Annotated in this window: 1 protein-coding gene; it reads right to left on the reverse strand. The window is 69.7% G+C overall.

Going from position 1 to position 22,000, the window contains the following annotated elements:
* Positions 1 to 16 precede the first annotated feature (16 nt).
* Positions 17 to 21,940, reverse strand: a complete 21,924-nt coding sequence (locus ACIA8G_RS02770; RefSeq protein WP_396416520.1) for a glycosyltransferase — start codon at positions 21,938 to 21,940, stop codon at positions 17 to 19.
* Between the last annotated feature and the right edge of the window lie 60 nt (positions 21,941 to 22,000).

Consider the following 22,000-nt stretch of genomic DNA (forward strand, 5'->3'; position numbering starts at 1 on the left):
CAGCCAAGCTAAAGCATCACTGACGTGGCCGGTAGGTCACGTGACCGTTCACGACCTGCATTTCCAGGTCGACCGTGAACTGACCCTGGCCGCCCATCGGCTGCAGCACCACCGGGGTGCCACCGCCCTGGTGGATCCGCACGTTCACGCCGAGCTGCGTGGCGATCAGGCGGCCGAGCAGGTCGCGTGCGTTGCCGGCGCCGATGTTCTCGTTCGCCTCCGGCCGCATGCTCCAGTTCAGGTTCTCCACCAGCGCGCCGTGCAGGTGCCCGTGGTGCATCGGCCGGCTGACGGTGAAGTCCGCGACCCACCTGGACACGTCCGCGTTGCCGGCCGCGAGGCCGACCACCTGCTGCCGCAACGCCATCGGGTTGTTGTTCGTGAGTTGGCCGATGACCGCGTACAGGCCGTCGGGCGTGGTCGGCGGCGGCGTCGGCCGTTGCAGCACGTCCTCCGACAGGTACCGCAGCTGCCGCACCGTGTCGCTGACGTGGTCGGAAGCGACGACGCCGTGGGCGGCGACGAGCTTCTGATCCTTCTGGATGCCGGCCGTCATCGGCACCGGCTTGGGCGGCTTGGCCCCCTCCGGCACCGGACGGTCGGCCGGCAGGTGCTCGAACGGGGAGGGCATCGGCGTCGACACGGCCGGGTTCATCCGGTTCTTCTCCGCCTGGCCGAGCTGCCTCGCCATCGCGGGCGTGGGCGTCCACGTGTGCGTGGTCTGCCCCTCGGCCGGTGGCAGGAACGGCTCGGCGAGCTGGTGCTCACCCTCGGCGATCCGTTCGCGTTCCTTCGCGAACTTCGTGCCCGCCTTCGCGCCCCTGCCGTCGAGGAACCGCTCGCTCACGTTCGGCAGCGCGGTGTGCGACTGCGGCATCTTGCCGGTCATGAGGAGGCCGTAGGCGATCCGGGACAGGTCCGTGCCCGTGTCGCCCGCCAGGAAGTCCGTGGTGAACGCCTGGCCCCGCAGCGGGTGGCTGTTGTTCTGCACGTGGATCTTGGCCTGCTCGGTGGCGCCGGCCATGTCCGCCGGGTCGGCCGGGGTGACCAGCGCGGCCAGTTCCTTGGCGTAGAAGCCGTTCAGCGACACGCTCAGATCGGCGAACTCCGCGCCGCCGTTGCCGAACCGGACCTCGGGCGCGGCCAGCGGCACCAGCCCGTCGATGAACAGGTTCGGCTCCGGCGTGTAGGGCAGCAACGGGTGGATGCCCTGCTGGGTGCGGCGGGCGTGCATGTCCGCGTCGACCTTGTGCTGGAAGCCCTCGATGAAGCCCTCCGCGTGGAGCCGGCCTCGCAGGACGTTCTTCTGGTGGTCGTTCGTCGTCGTGTCGCTGTCGATGCGGTGGAGGATGTCCTGCGTGAGCTGGTCTGCGGTGGCCGTGACGCGGTAGCCGCCGCCGACCATCAGCGGCCGCAGCGGCGCCGGGGTGTCCGGCTCGTTTCCGATGCCGGGCTGCTCGGCGTCGAGGAGCTGCGCGACGTGGTCGAAGACGTGCCCACCGGCGCGGGTCCTGCGGTCGCCGGCGTCGAAGTCCATGATCGACACGTACGGGTGCGTCCCGTTCGCGGCCAACGCGTGCACCGCGAACTTGTGCGCGTCGCTGTCCATCGTCTCGTTGCGGGTCTCGCCGAACTTGAAGCCCCCGGCGCCGTGCGGCACGCTCACCAGCGCGATCGGCGTCGCGTGTGCGTTCACCGACGGTGCGGCGGCGTTCATCGCGGCGTCGATCTCCTGCTGCGTCGAGGCGTTCACACCCAGCACGAACGCCACGCGGCCGTCCATGTTGTTCGTGTTGGCCATGACACCGTTGATCACCGCGTCGAGCTGGCCGAGCTCGCTCGCCCGGACGATCATGTTGACCACGAACGCGGGCGGTTCGTTGTTCGCGATGCTCTGCCGGGTGCGGTCGAGGTAGTTGGACGCGTCGATCGGCGTCAGCGTCCGGCCCTGCGCCAGGTTCTCGAACGCCGCGTTCTGCACGCCGTTCTCGTTGACCAGCTCGATCCCCGGATCGGCCATCTCGACGTCCACAGCGGACTGGTCGGTGCCGGGTTCGGTGCCGGGGTCGAAGACGTGGTCGTCGTCACGGCGGCGCTTGCCCGCGTCCGCGTTGTCGTCGAGGTCCATCTCCTCCGGGCCGCGCTTGGGCATGTTCGGCGCGAGCTGGTCGGAGTCGAAGTCCTGCGCGGCAGGCGGGTTGTGCGACTGCAGCGCCGTCATCCGGTCCTCGACCAGCTGGAGGTGCCGCGGCTTGAGGCGCGCGTCCGCCGCGTCGATGCCCTGGGTCATGGGCGAGTCGTCGTTGACGACGCGGCCCCGGCCGTCCTGGTGCTGGAAGATCGGCTTCACGTCGCCGGTCTCCAGGTACTCGTCACGCAGTCCCAGGAAGTGCCCGACCTCGTGCGCCAGGCGCCGCGAGTCGGTGTACGCAGGCCAGGTGAGCTGGTTCGCCCGGCCGTCGGGGTCGTCGGTGACGTTGATCGTGGCGTGCGCGTCGCCGGGGTTGTCGGTGAACTCCACGGTGACGTGGAACTGCTCGCCGCTGGGCAGCCGGTAACCCTGGTTGAACATGTCCTCGACGCCCGCACGGGTGCGGTCCTGCACGTCGGCGGTGCCGTTGTCCAGGTGCAGCCGGACGGTGAAGTCGCGAACCGGCACGCCGTCGACGTCCAGGACGCGGTTGTCGTACGCGATCGGGCCGCGCCAGGCCTGCATCGAGATGCCGTGCGGCCCAACGCTCGTCGTGTCGAGCACACCGGCGTCCTCACCACGCACCCAGCTGCTCGCCGGGGTGGTGGCGCGGGCGTCCGCGATGGCCTGCGACGACACCGGCGTCCGCGGGTCGAACCACGGCGCCGAGCTTTCCGTGCTGTGCAACGGACTCGGGTCGGCAGGCGGCTGGCTGGACGGCTGGCCGTCCAGCTCGGGCTGCGCGTCGGTGTCGGGCTGCGCGTCGGTGTCGGGCTGCGTGTTGGTGTCGGGCTGCGCGTCGGTGTCGGGCTGCGTGTTGGTGTCCGCGCTCGTCGAGGCGTCCACGGTCGACGTGACGGGAGGTGGCGGGGGTGCCGGGCGGGTGGGCGCGTTCCTGCTGGACGAGCCAGCCTCGCTGTCGGCAGGGCGAGTCTGCGCGTTCGCGCTCGTCGAGGCGTCCACGGTGGACGTGGCGGGAGGCGGCGGCGGTGCCGGGCGGGTGGGCGCGTTCCTACTGGCCGAGCCGGCCTCGCTGTCGGCAGGACGGGTCGATGCGTCCGCGCTGCTCGAAGCGTCCACAGTGGACGTGACGGGAGGCGGCGGTGCCGGGCGGGTGGGCGCGCTCATGCTGGACGAGCCAGCCTCGCTGTCGGCGGGACGGGACGGCGCGCTCATGCTGGACGACCCGGCCTCGCTATCCACAGGCGGCGTAGGCGGCAGCGCCTTGGACAGATCCGGCGGCGTAGGCGGGAGATCCTTAGACAGGTCAGGCCCGCCATCCGTCCCACCACCAGTGGTAGTGACCGGAGCCCGGTTGTAGTCGGCGATCTTCTCGTCAACGACGCCCTTCGCGTCCCACCAAGCCTTCTGCTTGCCGTCGGCGGCACTGCGGGCGTCGTTGAGCCGGCTCTCCGCATCCCTGACACGGGCTTCGTGCGCCGCGCGGTCCGCGGCGAGCCGCGCGACTTCCTGGTCGTGCTTGGCTTGCGCGGCAGCGCGGGCCGTGTCCGCCTGGGCCACGGCCTGCTCCTGTGCGGTCAGATCCGCCCGCCGGTCGGCCGCCACCTGCCGCTGGTCATCTAGTTCCCCGCGGGCGTGGTCGAGCGCCTCCTGGGCCTGGTCGAGCCTGTTCTGCGCGTTCTCCGCATCGGCTTCGGCCGCCTGCAGCTCGGTCTGGGCGTCGGTGTGCGCCTGGCGGGCGGCGTCGGCCTGCGGGCGCAGGCCCGCCGCGTCCGGCGTCACGGTCAGCTGGTTCTCCAGTGACTGCAGCGTCTCGGCCTTGGCCTCGGGGTCGAGCTTGGCGTTGGCCACCAGGGACTGCGCGCCCAGCACGTCGAGGCTGAGCTGGCTCACGAAGGGCGTGAGCAGCTGGACGGTGTCGCGCGTGTCGGCGACGTCCTGGCGCGCCGCCTCGGCCCGTTCCGAAAGGGCCGGGACCTTGGCCTGCTCGTCCAGGTGGGTCTGGATCGCGGCGTTGTAGTCGATCTGCACCTGGGTGAACGCCGAGTCGTTCTTGGCGAGCTTCGCGGCACCGTCGTTGATCACCTGCTGGGCGTCGTGCCGGGCGGTGTCGACGGCGATCTCGGCGGCGCGCCAGTCGGCCGCCGCGTCCTTCACCGCGGTCTGCGCGTCCGTCAGCTCCGCGCTGAAGTCGGTGCCCAGCACGGTCTGCGCCTCGGCGACCGGCATGCGGACCGCGGCCGAGTTCGGGACCGAGAGGTCCACGACGGAGGTCCTGCCGCCGATCGTGGCGACCACGCGGTACTCGACGCCGAACTGGACCAGGCCGGTCCTGCTCTTCGGCTTGAGGTTGTTGACCTTGTTGTCGGTCGCGCCGCCGGACACCGCGGAGGAGTCCTCGCCCGCGTGCCGCAGCTCGACACCGCTCACGCCGACGCTGACGTTGTCGCCGGGGTTCGTGTTCTGCTTGATCCCCGCGCCGCCGGTCACGAGGCCGACGGACACGTCACCGCTCTCGGTGACCTTGGCGTCAGCGCTGGTCGAGGTGACTTGCGTCTTCGGGTTCTCCATTGCGACGCCGTCGCTCAGCGAGTCGAGCGCCGGGTCGACCAGCTTGGCGTAGACCTTGACGTCCGCGTCCTGGCCGAACGTCAGCGCCGCCTCGTGCAGGCCCGGCACGGTCAGCGGGCCGGACAGCATGCCGGGCAGATGCGGTTGCAGGTTCTCCGAGCTCAACGTCGACAGCAGGCTGTTGAGCGAGCCCGTGCCCTTGCCGGTGAGGCCCTTGCCCGCGCCCGCGTCGGTCAACGCCTGGATCGCGGCCTTGCGCAGGTCCTGCGCGCCACGCAGGTTCTCCACCGACGCGAAGTCGGACACGGTCGAGGGGTTGCCGGCCTGCTGCCACTCGGCGGCGGCCTGCGGGGTGCCCTGGTCGCTGGGACGGGGCTGCGCGTCGGAGTCGTACGGCAGCGGGGGCAACCCGTTGTCGGTCTTGACCTTCTGGTTGTCCGCGTGCAGCCGGACGGTCATCTCCTGCTTGCCGGTCGTGGCCTCCGCGACTACCTCGTTGCCCTTTTCCACGACGAGCTCGAACTCGACCGGCACGGTGTAGCGCACCGCCGGTCCGCTCGCCGCGCGGAAGTGGCCGAACTGGTCGGTCGTCGAGTTCGTGACCGAACTGCTCTTGGACTGCCCGATGTTCGCCGCCGCGATCACACCCGCGGTGCCGGAGACGTTCGGGTTCGCGCTGCCTGGCGAGGCCAGTCCCGGCGCCTTGATGCCGGCACTCCAGCCCTTGCCGCGGCCCTGGCTGTCGCCGACCTTCTGCGAGCCGGAGACGGTCTGCTCCATCTCGACGCCGTCGTTGACGACCTCCTGGAACTGCGGCGTCTCCGCCTTGGCCCGCAACGTGACCTGGAACGAGTCCTTGCCGAACGTGCCCGGCTGGTGCACCAGCAGCGGCACACCGCCGTCCAGAGCACTGTCGATCATCGACTTGACGCTGGCGGGCGAGCTGAAGTCGACCAGGCGCTGCAGGTTGCTCATCGAGTCCTTGAGCACCGAGTCCGGCAGCAGCGGGTCGCCGCCGAACCTCTTCGCGGTCTTGTCGTTCACCTGCTGGGTGAGGTCCTTGACCACGTCGGACAGATCCGGCGCACTCTCCACAACGGACAGTCCGAGCGAGCCGGGAGCGTCCTTGGCCACCGTCGCCGGCGGCGCCATCTCCGGGAAGTCGGGCTTGGGCACGTTCGGCTGCACGTCCGGCAGCAGACCCATGTCCCGCGCGACGTCCTCGGTCACGCGCACGAAGACCGACTTGGGCAGGTTCACCGTCGCGCCTTCGGCCCGCGGCGTGCTGCCGTGCAGGAAGTTCGCGGCCCGGCTCTCGCCGACCACCGTGACGTCCGCGTCGAGCTGCACCAGCACGGTGCGCCCGCTGCCCGGCGTCACGAAGTTGCGGTCGACGCTGCCACCGATCTCGGTGGACGTGGACTTCGAGTCCGACCACGGCGTGTACTTGGCGGCCACCGCGACACCACCGGAACCGCTGGTGGGCGTGGCCTCCCCCGCGGGCGGGGGTGTGGTGTTCGGCCGCACCGGGACGTTCATGCCACCGGTGAGGTCGACCGACCGGCTGGTGGACGAGGACTCGCCCGCCTTGTAGCCACCGGTGTTCGCGTTCTCGGTGCCGGTGTTGTCCGAAATGGACACCAGCTTCGGGTTGCTCAGTCCGAACGTCACGCCGATCGCGCCGGTGCGGTCGGTGACCCGGCGGTCGTACTTCAGGCCCTGCTCCTGCATGCCGGTCTCGGTCAGCTTGCGCAGGTTGGCCTTGATGTTCTCCGGGCTGAACATCTTGTCGATCTGGGCCCGCGAGGCCGTGCCGGGCACGGTCAGCGCGGAGTCGCCACCCGCCGCGCGGTTGAGCGCGTCGATGGCCTGGTCGCGCAACGCCGTCGTGTTCGCCACGGCTTCCACGTGCAGGAAGTCCGGCGACTTCTCCTTCGGCCCCGAGCTCAGCAGGTCCTTGACGGTCGGCGCGTCCTTGAGCGTCTTCGGCTCCGGGTCACCCGGCTGGAAACCGGTGCCGGGGTCGGTGTCGAGCGTCGAGCTGTCCGACACCCACAGGTTGACCTTGCCGTCGATCCTGTCCAGCTTGCCGTCGCCGGTCTTGGCCACCGTGCTCTGCTCGGGCGACTGGAAACCGGGCGCGCCGGGCACGATGCGCCGCACCCACGCGCGCGGCCGGGTGAACGTGGTGATCTCGACGTCGAACTCCACGTCGTGGCGGAACACCTGGGCGTTCGGGCTGCCGGCGTTCATCGACGTGCTGTTGACCGTCGGTCCCGCCACGGTCTTGTCCGACCACGACTGGTTGTACTTCACGCCGGCCTGCGGCGCCGGCGTCAGGGTGGCGTCCCCGGTCTTGGCGGGGATCGTCACCCTGCCCTCGACGCCACCGCTCCAGCCCTTGGTGGTGGTCGTGGAACTGTCCAGCTTCGGGCCGGTGGACGACGACTCGCGGATGTTGCGCGAGTCGGCCTGGCCGAGGTGCTCCGGGTTGGTCAGCCGCGCCTTGACGGTGATGTTGACGTAGGTGTTGCTGGTCTTGCCGCTGTTCTTCAGCTGCACCTGGACGCCGGGCCCCATGAGGCTGTCCATGTTGGTCTTCAGCGCCGTCGGCGAGAGCTGCGTGGTCAGCTTGCGCTGGTTCGCGAGCTGCTCGGAGACGTCGGCGAAGCCCTTGCCCCTGCTGCTGCGCGGGTTCACGTCCGGGTCGTTCCACGTCGGCAGGAAGTTGCTGAAACCGGGCAGGTCCCGCAACGCGGACTCGACCTGGCCCTGCACCTGCGCGGCCGGCGCGAACTCGCCGACCTTGGCGTTGCCCGCGGCGATCGCCCCGCCCATGTAGGGCGGCGGGAACTTCTGGCCCTTGTTGGTCTCGTCGACCGTCGAGTTGCGCGTGCCGTCCGGCGTGGGCAGGCCCAGCGCGCCCGCCTCGGGCAGACCGATGCGCATGTACGTGGTGACCGGGACCTTGACGTTGTCACCGCTCGGGGTGCGCACCTCGACCTCGGCGGTCACCTTGTACAGGCCGGTGTCGCCCTTGAGCTGGATGCCGCTGCGGTGGCTGGTGTTCGTGCCCGCGTTGACGTTCTCCGCGACGTTGGCGGAGTAGCCGAGCGTGGCGCCGACCTGGCCGCCGATCGCGCCGGGCACACCGATGTTGCCGCCGACACCGGCGGTGATGCCGCCGCCGGACTTGGTCGTCGAGGACACACCACTGCTGTGTGCCGAGGTTTCGTGCAGGCGCAGTTGCGAGCTGCTGTGCGTGCCGACCAGCTCGGCGGTCTGCAGCGTCGCCGTCATCTGCACCGCCGCGCCCTTGCTCGCGTGCGGGCTGATCAGGTCGGGCGACGTCACGTGACCGCCACCGAGCATCGCGCCCAGGTTGTTGCGGATCTCGGTGGGGCTCAGGAAGTTCTGCAGCGCCTCGCGGCCGGGCGAACCGACCTTCGTGATCGACGGGTGCAGCTTCGCCGCGACGTCCGCGAACGCCTTCTGCTGGTTGCCGACCGTCACCGCCTCGGCGACGGGGTGCTCGATCTTGACGCCCCACTGCCGGTCCTGCGGCGAGGCCGGGCCGGAGTTGTTGGCGGAACCGGTGATCGTGGCCAGGTCGTTCGGGATCTGGAGGGTGACGTCCGTGCCCGTGCTGACCGAGTCGACGGGGTGGATGGCTCCGTCGACTCCGGTGAGCGTGATGTCGTAGGTCACCGGCACGGTCGTCTGGGTCGAGCCCTCGCCCGCCCTGATGATCCGCTGGTCGGTGGTGGACGTCGACTGCGACTGCGACTGGGCCGGCGTGGCCAGCTGCGCCTTGCCGCCGAGCGAGCCGTACGGACCCACGGCGACACCCGCGGAGGCCGAACCGCCGATGTCGTTGGCCGTGGCCACGGTGTGGGTGGTCGCGGCGGAGTTGCCGGACTGCGCGGTCATGTCGACCTTGACGTCCGGAGCGTCCACAGGGGACTGGGTCGGGTCCACCTGCATGGTGGCGCGGACGTTGGCCTCGAACCAGGTGTTGCCGAGCTTGACCTGGAAGTTGCGGCCGGTGTCCAGGAACGACTCGAAGTCGCCGTTGATCGCCTGCTGGATGCGGGCGGCGTCGGCGGGCCTGAGGTTCGGGATCGCGTTCGTGACCTGGTCGGCGCCGCGCACCTCGGTCGGCGCGATCGTGCCCAGCGCCTGGTTGTTCTGGAAGAACGACGGCAGGTTCTGCTGCGCCGGCATGACCTGGCCGACCGGCGGCGGGGTCAGCGTGACCATCGGGATGACCGGGTTCGGCGTGCCGGGCGCCGGGCGCGCCTGGACCTCCGGGTCGGGCGCGCCGCGGTGCGACGGACCGGGATCACCGTCGGCCGGGGTGTGCGGGGTGAAGGTCGACTTGCCGTTCGGGTTCGGCTGCCGGTCGATGTGCAGCTCAGGCCCGAACTTCGGCTCCTTCCACTTCGCCGCCTTCTTCTTGTCCGCCTCCGTGGAGTGCTCGAGGACCTCCGGCCTGGGCTCGGAGAACGGGGTGACGGTCGTGGTCCCGTTCGTTCCGTGGACCGTGATCGGCCGGTTGAGCTGGGTCGCGAGCAGCTTGACGGCGAGTTCCTCCGCCTTGGCCGCCTTGCGGTTCTCGGCGTCCTTCTCGGCAGCGTCGGCCTGGTCCTGCTCGGCGCGCTGGTCCGCCGTCAGCTCGGTGCCGGGCGTGCCCGTGTTGTCGACCGGGTGGTTGCCCCCGACCTCGGGCGTCGGCCTGGGCTCGATGAGCGCGTTGACGAGGTGGCCGTTCTCCAGGCCGTGCTCCTGGCGGAACTGCGCGATCTGCGAGGTGATGCCGGGCGACGCGGTCGAGCCCTGGCGGATCGTGCTCGTGCGCAGATCCACCGGCGGCGGAACCGCCTTGCCCTTGCCCTTCTTGCTGCTCGACTCGGCGACCTGCGCGTCGTGCACCGCGTTGAACAGGCCGTTCTGCCGCGGGGCGCCCACGAGCGGCACGATGCCGTGCTCGAGCATGCCGAACGTGCGGGTGACGTTGCTGTCGTTGTCCGACAGTGCCATGTTCAGCACCGTGGCCATCTTCTGCTGCTTGGCCGTCGGGACGATGTGGCCGAGTTCGGCCTCCGTCCTGGGCTTGAGCTTGCCTTCCTTGGGCTTCTCCCTCGGCGGCGGGTAGTTGGTGGTGCCGTCGACCTGCGGATCGACGCCCATGGTCCCGTGGCCGGGGATGTCCGCGGAGATCGCGTGGTTGAGGGTGTTCTTGTCTTCCCAGCCGAGCTTGAGCGAGTCGACCTTGGAGGGGTTCCAGCCGCCCTTCGTGTCCGTCTGCGTGTGGACGCCGCTCTCGGAGTCGTAGCGGTACTTGTGCTCGACCTTCTGCTGGGGTTCGCGCTTGTCGTGCGACTTGCTCGACTTCTTGTCCTGGAACTCGTTGCGGATGTCCGAGGCCGAGATCTCGGCCTTGGCCGCCTTCGACGCCTGTCCCGGGTCCCCACCGAAGGTCCGGTTCGGCACGGTCTTCAGGTCGACGTGCGACTGCGCCCACGACTTGCCGTCGGCCTTGGCGAAGTCGAGCGCGATGCGGGACAGGTCGGTGCCGACCGCGCCGTTCACGAAGTCGGTGGAGAAGTTCAGGCCGCGGTACGGGTTGCGGTTGGTCTGCTGGTCGACCTCGATGCCGGACTGCACGGAGACGGCGACGACCGCGGCCTCGAACTCGGCGTTGCCCTTGACGAACCTCTCGTTCGCCCGGATCTCCGCGTTGATCGAGTTCAGGGTCTTGGTCTGGCCCTTGCCGGCCCCGCCGCCCTGCGCCCTGATGTCGGCTTCGAGCTGCGCCTTGGCTGCCTTGAGGTCCGCGTTGAGCTCGGGCTTGGGCAGCTGGTTCGTGTGGATGTCCACCAGCTCGTTGCCCGCGAACTTGTTCATCGACTTGCCGAGACCGTTGAACTCGGCCTCGCCGTCGCTGAACTTCACCGTCGAGTCGATCAGCGGGACGTTCGCGTCGATGAACAGGTTGGGCTCTGGCGAGTACGGCAGCAGGGGTGCCGAGTCCGCCTGCCGGACCCGCGCGTCCATGTCGTCGTTCATCGCCTGCTGGAACTTCTCGACGAACGCCTTCTGGTTCTCCGGCTTGATGTAGTCGCGAGCCAGGTCCAGCTGCCGCTGCCGGTCGGCCCGCTTCTTCTTGTCGAGCGACTTGTCGTCGTTGAGCGCCTGCTGCTCCTTGGCGATCCGCTTCTCGACGTCCGCGACGAGCGCGTCGGGGTCACCGACGCGGTAGCCGCCCGCGTGCATCAGCGGGCGGAGCGGGCCGGTGTCCGGCGAGTTCAGCGTCTCGTTGAAGTGGTTGAAGACGTCCTTGCCCGACGGCACCTGGCGCGAGCCGGAGTCGAAGTCCTGGATCGACAGGTACGGGTGGGTGTCCTTGCCGTTCAGCGCGCCGACGGCGAACTTCGTGGCGGAGCTGTTCATCGTCTCGTTGCGCATCTTGCCGAAGGGGAAGCTCTCGTTGGCCTTCACCTCGGACAACGGCACGAGCGCGATCGGCTCTTTGCGGTGCGCGACAGAGGTGTTCGCATCGTCGATGTGCGAGCTCATGTCGGCGTTGGAGTCGGCGCGGCCGTTCACGCCGACGACGAACACCATGTTTTCCTTGATGTCACCGGCATCCTTGGTGATGGCGTCGATGACACTGTTGATCTCGCCCAGCTGGTTGTGGCCGACGATCATGTTGATCACGAACGACGGCTGCTTGTTCCCCTCGACGCTCTCCTTGAGCTTCGCGAGGTAGTTCTCCTTGGTGGGCAGGTCGATCGGGCCGCTCGCCAGGTTCGCGAACGCGGGGTTGTACTTGAAGTCGACGTTGCCCAGCGACAGGGTGTCGAACTGATCGGCCAGGTTGTCCAGCTGGTTGTCGTTCTGGGCGTCCATGTCGACGTCACCGTCGGCCTGGGTAGCCGCGTTGTCGACGTCCATCGCGGAGTCCGGGTCCACCCAGGCGTCCGCGGCGGGCTTCCGCTTGGTGGGCCGGTCGTCGGCCGGACCGGCTTCGCTGTCGCTGTCCGAGTTCCGGCTGTGCTTGGGCATCTGCCGGGCGTCGCCGTCGGCGTCCGGCTTGGAGGTGTCCGGCTTGGCGGTGTCAGGCGCAGGAGGCGGCACGGTGGCGGGGCCGGGTGCGTCGAGCCTGGTGTCGGGCACCATGACCTGGCTGTTGGCGGTGCGTTCGATGAGCCAGAGGTGGCGCGGTCGCACGCCGGGGTCGTCCAGGTGGACGTCGGAGCCCATCATGCCGCCGTCGTTCTTGTGGACGCCGGTGTTGGTGTCGTGCTGCTGGAAGACCCGCGACTTGTCGCTGTACTCGTCGGGAATGCCGAGGTAGTGCAGCGTCTCGTGCGCCAGGACCTCGGGGCTGGTGTTGGGGTTCCAGTGCGTCTGGTCCGGGTTGGCGACGTTGTTGTCGACCTTGATGCTGGTGTGCGCGTCCGCCTTGTTGTCGGTGAACTCGAGGTTGAGGTGGAACTGGTCGCCACTGGGCAGCCGGAAACCCTGGTTCAGCATGGAGTTCACGCCGTTGCTGGCGTTCTCCTTGACCTGCGCCACCATCTCCGGGCTGACGCCCGTCGCAGGATCGACGTGCACCTTGACGGTGTACTCCTGCACGAAGTTGCCGGGGCTGGTCTCGATGCGGCGCAGGTCGTAGTTGATGAGTCCTTGGTACGACTTGATGTCCGTGGGCGTGCTGTCGGTGCGCACGTCGTGCACGACCACGTCGACGGTGCGGACGTCGGTGTCGTTGCGGCGGTCGGCCCACGTGCTGCGGTCGGCCGGGTTGTTCGGAGTGGACCAGTCGGCGGTCTTGGCCGGGTCGTGCCGCCACGACTCGTCGGTGATGACGTCCTTGCCCCGGTGGGATTCCGGGGTCGGGGGCGTCATGGCGGGCGGCGCGCCACCACTCTTGATCTTCGGCGCGTCGGTCTTCGCGTCGAAGATCGGCGCCGGGGGAGCAGGAGGGACGTCCCTGGTCGGTGCGGGACGGGTCTCGGCCGGGGTGTTCCGCCCGGTCGTGTCGCTGTCCGCGGCCGTGTTGGTGTTGGTCGCGTTCTGCTGGCTCCGGTCTTCTTGGAGCTGCTGGGTGAAGTCCCGGAGGTCCGTGAGGTGATCGGTCGGGTGGCCGCCCGCCTGCGCGTCCTGGATCTGCTGCTCGACGTGGCTCTGCACGGCCGCCAGGTCGCTGTCGCTGAACTGGCGCCAGCCGTACGAGTTCGGGTCGGCGGGCTGCTGGAGCGCGTACACGGTGAGCGCCGCGTCGCGGTTGTTCGTGAGCTGGTCGACCCGGTTCTGCGCGCGCTGGACCTCGCGGTCCGCCCGCTCCTGGCGGGCTGCCTGCTCGTCGAGCACCGACTGGGGCTTGAGGCTGTCCGGCACCAGGTCGGCGGCGTTCCACTGGGCGCGGGCGGCCTCGGCCTTGGCGAGACCTTGCTGGGCGGCCCGCATTCGCGCGTCGTAAGCCTGGGGACTGTTGACGCCCCGGGAGAGGTCGAGCGCGTTCTGGATCGCGGCCGCGCGGTCCGGGTTGCTGGTGTAGGCCGGGTTCTGCTGCATGTCGCGCAGCGCCGCGGAGTCCAGACCGTACAGCGACGCCTCGAACGACCGCTGGGGCGTGCCCTCCTGGATGGGGCCGAAGCCGCCGGGGACGACGATGTCCACGTCCGGGTTCGCGGGCCGTGCCGACGGGTCCTGCATGAACGGCCGCGATTGCGGGCTGGGCTCGGGCTGACTCTGCTGGTTCTCGTTGGCCGGGGCGCGGTCCTGGACGTCGTTGTCCGGCTGGACCGGCGCCGAGTCGTCCGCGTGGACCGACGGTGCGTCGTTCGAGCGCACCGACGCCGAGTCGTCGATCCGCATGCCCGTGAGCGTGTCGAGCAGCCGGCTCAGCGCCGGGTTCGGCTGGCCGCCGACGCGTGCGTCGTTGATCAGGTTCTCGACGTGGTTCTCGAGGTCCACGGCGTCCTGGGGCGTCACCGACTGCCAGCCCGGCGCGTTCGGGTCGGAGGGCAGGTTCAGCGCATACGCGGTGAGCGCGTCGTTGCGGTCGTACTGCAGCCTCCGCAGCTCGTTGTTGAGCTGCGTCTCGTGCGACTTGAGGGTCTGCTGCTCCGCCTGGCGCTGGGCCTGGTCGGTGCGCATCAGTTCGGTCTTCCACGCGTCCGGCAGCGCGTCGGTGACGTGCTTCAGGTCGCCGATCTGGTTGTGCGTCTCCTTGATCTCGCTCTCGAGGTCCCGCAGGTGTTGCCCGATGCCGCCCTGCTTCTGGGCGATCTCCTGGTTGCGGGCCATCTGGTCGATCTCGTACGAGCGGTCCGGGTTGTCGCGGTACTGCTCGGCCAGGTCGTTGAGCTCGGCGGAGGACTTGCCGAACAGCGACGCCTTGAACGCGGCGTGCTCCTCCCGCGGAGTGACCTGAGGGGTCTCTGGCCGCACGTCGACGTCGGACTGCACGTCGGACTCAGGAGTGTTCTGAGAGAGCTGGTTCGCCTGCGCCTCACGAGCCTGCCGGGCTTCGTCGATCTTGGCCTGGAGCTCCGCCTGGCGCTGCGCGCCCTCACCGAGGTTCTTGCTCAGCTGTTCCAGCCGGTCCAGCTTCGCGTTCATGTCCGCGATCTTGTCGAAGCGGTTGCTGTACTCGGGGTCGGTCACGAACGACAGCTGGTGCTCTGACTGCTTCACCACCGCCTCGGCTTCGGCGATCTTGCCGTCGAAGTCGAAGGAGCTGTGGTCCTCGCCGGTGCCGAACCAGCGGTTCATGAAGCCGTTGAAACCGGTGTGGTCTTCCTTGCCGTCGCGGAAGTCCTGCAACACCTGGTTGGCCTTGTCGACCTGGGCGGTCAGCCCGTCCACGCCGTGCCGCATCACCTGCGCGACCGCGGCGCGCGCGTCCGCCTCGTTCTGCAACCGCGTCTGCAGGGCCTTCAGGTCCGTGGTGTCGAACCCGGCGTTCTCCGCCGCCGCGATCTCCTGCGCCAGGTGGGCTTCGAGCTGGGCGCGCGCGGCCGGCCCGAGCTTCGCGAGCCCGTCCGCGTTCGGACCCGCGACGTAGGTGTCGATGGCGTGGGTCAGGCCCACCTTGGGGCCCGCGGCCCTCAGGTCGCCGATCTGCTTGTTGACGTTGTTGAGGAGATCGGTGTCCCTCGCGACGTCCTGCTTGATCTGGGCTTGGTTCTCGCGATCCTGCTTCGTCTGGAGCGCTTCGGGCTTCCAGGTGGACTTGGACTTCGTGTCCTCGATCCGGCTCTCGAGCTTCGCCTGCTGCTCCAGCAGATCGTTCATGAAGCCCCGCGGACCGTCCGGGTGCGCGGCCGCGCGCTTGATCAGCTGCGTCTGCTGCGCCGCCTTGTAGAGGCCCTCATCCTGACGGCCCTTGTACAGGTCGCCGATGGTCTGGTTGACCTCCGCGGCGGACTTGCCGCCGAGCCAGGCCTCCATGCCCGCGCGCACTTCCTGGGGCGTCGGGGCACCGAGCGCGCCGAACGTGCCGTTCTGGGAGTTGACCTGCACCTGCGGCGCGTTCGCCGGGCCGTGAACGGTTTGCACGCCGTTGTTGTCGACGACGAGCTGCACGTTCAACGCCTGCGCCACCGTGTCGGGCAGGTGCTTGCCGACCTGGGAGTCGTTCCACGACGGCGTCTGCAGACCCTTGACGACCAGGTCGGCCGACGTCGGCAGCGCCCCGTTGTCCTTGACGGACTGGGTGACGTGGTTGAGCACGTCGACGTCGCCCGGAGTCATGCCATCGGTGTCGAGGCCGGCGTTCACGATCTGCCAGCGCCTGGACGACCCGGTCGCGAGGTCGTTCGCGAGCGCGGCCTGCCACTGCTGCACCTTGGCGTCGGTGTTGGGGGAGCCCGGGTTCGGTTCCAGGTCGAAGTGGAACTTCGCCAGCGTGTCCGGATCGACCTTGCTCGCGACCCAGTTCGACAGGCCGGGCGCGTTGAGCCCGGCGTGGTCGTGGTTCTGCGGGTTCTGCCGGACGTCGTCGACGATGGAGTCCACAGTGGACTGCACGTCGCTCTGGCCGACCAGCGGTGACGCGTTCGGCACCGGCGCGTTCTGGAACGCCGCGCTGCGCAGCACCGACTCGACCAGCCCGACGCTGTCGAGGTTCGGCAGGTGCGTCTGCTGGGGGCGGTTGTCGGCGTCGATGTCCGCGTCGACGTCACCGGGGAACGAGCCGGGCATGGGCGCCGGTCGCTTGTCGCCCTCGACGTCCAGGTTGGAACTCGGCTGCGGGGCGGGCTGCGTGTCGGGCGTGGTGTCGGCGGGCGGGGTCCACCCGGTGGGCGGCGGCACGGTGGCCGGGCCGGCCGGGTTGATCGTGGTGTCGGGCACCATGACCTGGCTGTTGGCGGTGCGTTCGATCAGCCACAGGTGCCGCGGCCGGACGCCGGGGTCGTCCAGGTGGACGTCGGAGCCCATCATGCCGCCGTCGTTCTTGTGGACGCCGGTGTTCGTGTCGTGCTGCTGGAACACGCGGGACGAGTCGCTGTACTCGTCCGGGATGCCCAGGTAGTGCAGGGTTTCGTGCGCCAGGACCTCGGGGCTGGTGTCCGGGTTCCAGTGGGTCTGGTCGACGTTGGGGTTGTTCGGGTCGACCTTGATGCTGGTGTGCGCGTCGGCCTTGTTGTCGGTGAACTCGAGGTTGAGGTGGAACTGGTCACCGCTCGGGAGCCGGAAGCCCTGGTTCAGCAGGTTGTTGACGCCGTTGGTGGCGTTCTCCTTGACCTGCGCCACGGTCTCCGGGTCGACGTTCGCGGCAGGGTCGACGTGCACCTTGACGGTGTACTCCTGCACGAAGTTGCCGGGACTCGTTTCGATGCGGCGCAGGTCGTAGTTGATGAGTCCTTGGTAGGACTTGATGTCCGTCGGCGTGCTGTCGGTGCGGACGTCGTGGACGACATGGTCGACGGTGCGGACGTCGGTGTCGTTGCGGCGGTCGGCCCACGTGCTGCGGTCGGCCGGGTTGTTCGGCGTGGACCAGTCGGCGGTCTTGGCCGGGTCGTGCCGCCAGGACTCGTCGGTGATGACGTCCTTGCCCTGGTGGGATTCCGGGGTCGGCGGCGTCATCTTCGGCGGCGCGCCACCGCTCTTGACCTGCTTGGGCGCGTCGGTGTTCGTGTTGCTGGCCGGCGCGGGAGGCGGCGGGGGAGCGGGCGGGGCGTCCCTGGTCGGTGCGGGACGGCTGTCGGTGTCCGCGGTGTTGGTCGGCCCAGTCGTGTCGGTGTTCGCGGCCGCTTCGGTGTTGGTCTCGGTGTTGGCGTTGGTGTCGGCGACGGGGGTGTCGTCGAGCAGGCTGTAGTCGACGAGTTCGTTGCGTAGGTCGTTGATCTTCGATTCGTCGAGTTCGGCCTTGAGTCCCGCTTCGAGCGCGGCTTTGTGGGTGGTGACGGCTTTGGTGAAGTCTGCGGCGTTGGTGCTGCCGTCGTTCTTGATGATCTGCGCGTCGGACAGGACCTGGAACATCCACGACGCCTGGCTGCTGGTGTCCTTGGCGGGCGGCGGCGTGACGGCGATGGAGTCCTCGAGCTGCGGGGCGCCGAGGAGTTCGGCCTGCATGGGGGCCTGGGCGAAGTTCGTGGCCCGGTTGTAGCCCTTTTCGTGGTCGAAGAGGTCCGAGGCGACGGCGTCGGGGTTGTTCGCGTACTTGGGTTCGTTGTTGATCGAGGACCAGAGCTGGTGCGACCAGTTGGTGAAGGACTTCTCGCCGGTCTTCGGGTCTTTGAAGGCCTCGATCTGGGTGCTTTCGATCATCGGGCGGTTGAACTGCTGGCGGAACGCCTCCGCAACGTTCTCCGCGCCGTGAGTCTTGATCAGCTGGTGGATGTCCGAGGTCTTGGTGTCGAGCACGACCGACGCGCCGAGCAGGTCGAGGCCTGCCTCGTGGTTGAGGTACTGCTTGGGGTTGTTCTTCAGTGCTGCTTCGACGTCCTTGACTTGCTGGTTGGCGTTCTGCATGGCGTCGGCGGTCAGGTCGGCGACCTTGTTCTTGACCACCTCGACCACAGCCGGGTCCAGCGGCGCGTCGGCGTTGTTGACCTCGGTGTCGGTGTTGGTCTCGACGTTGGCGTCGGTGTCCGGCGCGGAACGGCTGCTGTCCTGATTGCCGTCCTGGTTGCTGTCCTGGGTGTTGCTCGGACCGGGCTTGCTGTTGTCGTCGGTGCCGGGCTTGGGGTCGGAGTCGAGCTGGCTCTCGCTCTCCGGCGTCACCCACTCCAGGCCGGCCCACTGGTTCTTGACGTCCGGGTCGAACATCGCCTGGAAGTCGGTCTTCTGGACCGCGGGCACGTCCGACGGCATGTAGCCGGGGTTGAAGCCCAGGTTGAGTCCGTTGGGGTCCATCGCGACCTGGCCGATGAGCCCGATCTGCGGCGTGAGGCCGTTGTCGGCGAGCGCGTTGGGCCCGGACACGTCCGGCGCCTGCTTCTTGAGCTCGGCCGGCAGGTTCTCCGGGGTGACGCGCGAGTTGAGCGTGTCGAACTTCTGCGGGATGACCTCGGCGAACTTGTTGATCAGCGCGCCGTTCGGCGGCGTGACGATGAAGGCGTTGCCGAGCTCGCCTTCGTTCCACCGCGCGTCGGCCGCCGCCTGGACGTTGTCCGGGGTCAGCTGTGCGTCGGGGTTGCCGAGCGCGTTCTGCACGCTCTTGGTGTCCCGCAGCCGAGGGCCGATCACCGGCACGTCGGTCGGGTGCATCTTCATGTCGGGCACGGTGTCCAGCGACACCGTGCCCGGCTTGATGTCGACGTCGACGTACACGCCGCCGTTCTTGGCCAGCACCGCGTACCGCGCGATGTCCGACGCGAGGTTGTACGCCTTGGCGTCCGGGTTCTGCGCGGCCGTGTAGACGTCTTTGAGCGTCGTGCCCTGGTCGGTCGGCGGAATGGAGTTCGACAGGTCGTCGACCATCGAGTCGACATCGGAGTTGATCTCGATGCCGGCGTCGGCCAGCTGCTGCTTGACCGCCGGGTCCCAGTTCGCGCTGGAACCGTCAGTCCACAGCGTGGCCTTCCACCCGTTGTTCTCGTTGGTCTGCGCGGCCCACTCCAGCATGCCGTTGACCGAGTCGGGCGTCGGCGTGTTGCCGAACCAGGCGAAGTTCAGCTGCTTGGGCACCTCGACCTTGCCCGCGTCGCCCTTGTTCTGGACGGCCTGGTCGTAGTGCGCCTGCAACTCGGCACCCTGCGGCGTGCCCTTGAGCCGGTTGATCAGGATGCGCGCGTTGGCGGGCTTGCCGTCGTTGACCGCCGTGTCGATCTCGGCCTTGACCGCGGGGATGTCGATGGTCGCGGCGTTGGTGTTCGGGTTCGTGAAGAGATCGGTGAACGGGTTCGGCGGCTTGGTGCTGGTGTTCTGGTTGGTGCTGGTGTTCGGGTTGGCGCTGGTGTTCGGGTTCGGCGCTGCGCTGGGGGACTTCTTGTTGAACAGGCCCTTGATGAAGTTGACGCCGAGGTACTTCTTGATCGCGGCCCGCTTCTTGCCCTTGCTGCCTTCCGGACGCGTCTGCGCCTGGAAGTTCGCGGCGGCCGGGTTCGACCTCGGCAGCACGTTCGGGCTGGGCTTGGGGGTCGCGCTGGTGGACGGGTTCTGGCTGGTGTTCGGGGCTGGGGTGACGACCGGGGCTACGACGAGGTCCGGTGCCGCGTTGGGGCTCGTGGTGTTCTGGTTGGCCGCCGGGGTGATGGTCGGCGCGGGGCCCGGCACGTTCGTCGGGGTGTTGACCGGTGGCGTATTCGGGGTGTTCACCGGTGGGGTGTTCACGGGCGGGGCCGGTGCTGGACGCGTCTGCGCGGGAGGCGGCGTGTTCGCCGGTGGGACGTTGGCCTCCGGCCTCGGCGAGGGCGCGTTGGCCGGGGGAGTGTTGGGGTTCGGCGACGGTGCGTTGACCGGTGGCACGTTCGCCGCTGGGTTGGGCGGCGGGGTGTTGACGTTGGGCGTGGGCGATGGCGTGTTGACGGGCGGCACGTTTGTCGCCGGGTTCGGCGACGGCGTGTTGACGTTCGGCGTGCTGACGGGCGGCACGTTCGGCGCCGGTGCGGGCCGCGTCTGCACCGGCGGTGCATCGGTCTTGGGCGTCTGCGTGGACGGCGCGACGTCAGGCCTGGGCGAAGGCGTGTTCGCCGGCGGGACGTTCGTCGCCGGGTTGGGCGACGGCGAGTTGACGTTCGGCGTGTTCGTCGGCGGCGTGTTGACGTTGGGCGCGGGCGAAGGCGCGTTCACCGGCGGCACGTTCGTGGCCGGAGCAGGCCGCGACTGAACCGGCGGCGCGGTGTCGGCCCTGGGGGCAGGCGCGGGTGACGGCGTGTTTGGCGACGACACCGGCGGCGTGCCCGGCGCGGGCCGCGACTGCACGGGCGGCGTAGTGTCGGCCCTGGGGGCAGGCGCAGGTGACGGTGCGTTCGGCGACGACACCGGCGGCGTGCCCGGAGCAGGCCGCGACTGCACGGGCGGCGCGGTGGTCGGCGGCACGTTCGTGGACGGCTGCGGCGTCAGCGGCGTCGGCTTGGGGGCCGGTGGAGGCGTGGACGGCGAGGTTCCCGGTGCCCTGGTGATGGTGTTGTCGGGCGTGGGGGGCTTGGGCGCGTCGAAGACGCCTTTGCCGCCGCTGGTGGCGAACTTGCTGCCGCCCCGCTCACCGCCCGCGGCGGCCGGCGTGGCGCCGGGTGCCATGGGCGGGGCCATGCCGGGGCTGGCGGCGGGGGGCGTCGGTCCGGGTGTGAGGCCGGCGCCGCCGCGCGGGCCGCCGCTCTGGGTCGGCGCGGTCACCGAGCTCTGCGGGCCCGGCGTGGTCGGAGTGCCCGGCGCCGGCGTGACGCCCGGCTTGGGGGTGCCAGCACCAGGCGTTCCCGGCGTCGCCGCGCCAGGGGTGCCCGGCGTCGGGCCGCCGGGGACACCGGAACCCGGCGTGCCCGGCTTCGGCGCGGGCGGGGGAGTCGAGGCCGAGCTGGGCGGAGCCTTGGTGATGGTGCTGTCCGGCGTGCCCGGCTTGGGTGCGTCGAAGACGCCCTTGCCGCCGCCGGTGCCGAACTTGCTGCCACCTCGCTCACCGCCGGCCTGACCACCAGTCGCACCAGGACCCATCGGCGGAGCCATGCCAGGCGACATGCCGGGCGGAGTGGCGCCGCGCGAACCGCCGGTCGACGGCGACGTCACGGCGCTCTGCGGGCCGACGCCGGACTTGGGGCCGGGAACCGAGCCGGGCGGCGTGGCGCCCTTCGTGCCCGCACCGGTACTTCCCGGCACGGTCGGCACACCGCCGCCCTTGCCACCGGGCGTGCTGCCGGGCTTGGCCGAACCGGGTGCGCCGGGCGTGGCGCCACCGATGACCGGCGGCGCGCCCACACCGGGACCGCCAACGCCCTTCGAGCCACCGCCGGTGCCGACAGGGCCGCCGCCACCCTTGACGTTCGGAGCGGCCGAAACCGACGGACCGCCAACACCCTTGGGGCCGGTGCCGACCGGACCGCCGCCGCCCTTGACGTTGGGCGCGGCCGAGACCGACGGGCCGCCGGACGTGTTCAGGCCGCCCGTACCGACAGAGCCGCCGCCGCCCTTGATGTTCGGCGCGGCCGACACCGAGGGGCCACCGGGCCCCTTGGGTCCACCGGCACCGGTGGTACCGGGGCCGCCCTTGATGGTGGGCGCGTTGGAGACCGAGGGGCCGCCCGCGGTCTTGTTGCCCGCGGTGTTGACACCGCCGCCGGCGATCGACTGCGGCCCCTTCACCTGGGGGCCGGTCTGCGTCTTGTTGCCAGCCGTGTTGACGCCACCGCCGTTGATCGACTGCGGCCCCTGCACCTGAGGCCCGCCGGGCGTCTTGTTGCCGGCGGTGGTGTTCGCGCTGCCGGGCGGCGGCTTGGCGTTGGTGCTGGTGTCGAACGAGCTGAAGTTCTTCTGCTGGGCCTGGTCGGTGTTGGTGGCCGTCTGGTGGGTGGCCTTCAGGTTCGACTGGACGTCGGTGAACGCCTTGGAGCCCCGGTCGGCCTGGGAGACGGCGTTGTCGTTGGACGCGTTCAGCGCGGGTACCGCGAACAGGCCGATCGGGCCGAGCGCGTTGCCGCTGAAGTTGAGGCCCCGCAGGCCGCTCGAGATGCTCGACAGCCGGGACCCCAGGTCACCCGCTTTGCTCTGCAACCCCTGCATCGAGGAGTCGTTCATGGAGAAGCCGCTGTTGCCGGTGGGCACGTTGCCCCCACCGGTTCCTGTGGACGGTGGCGCTGAGGGGTTCGGCGAGGTGCTCGGCGG

Origin of the sequence: Lentzea sp. NPDC051213, from assembly GCF_044455585.1 — a bacterium.
GTDB lineage: Bacteria > Actinomycetota > Actinomycetes > Mycobacteriales > Pseudonocardiaceae > Lentzea.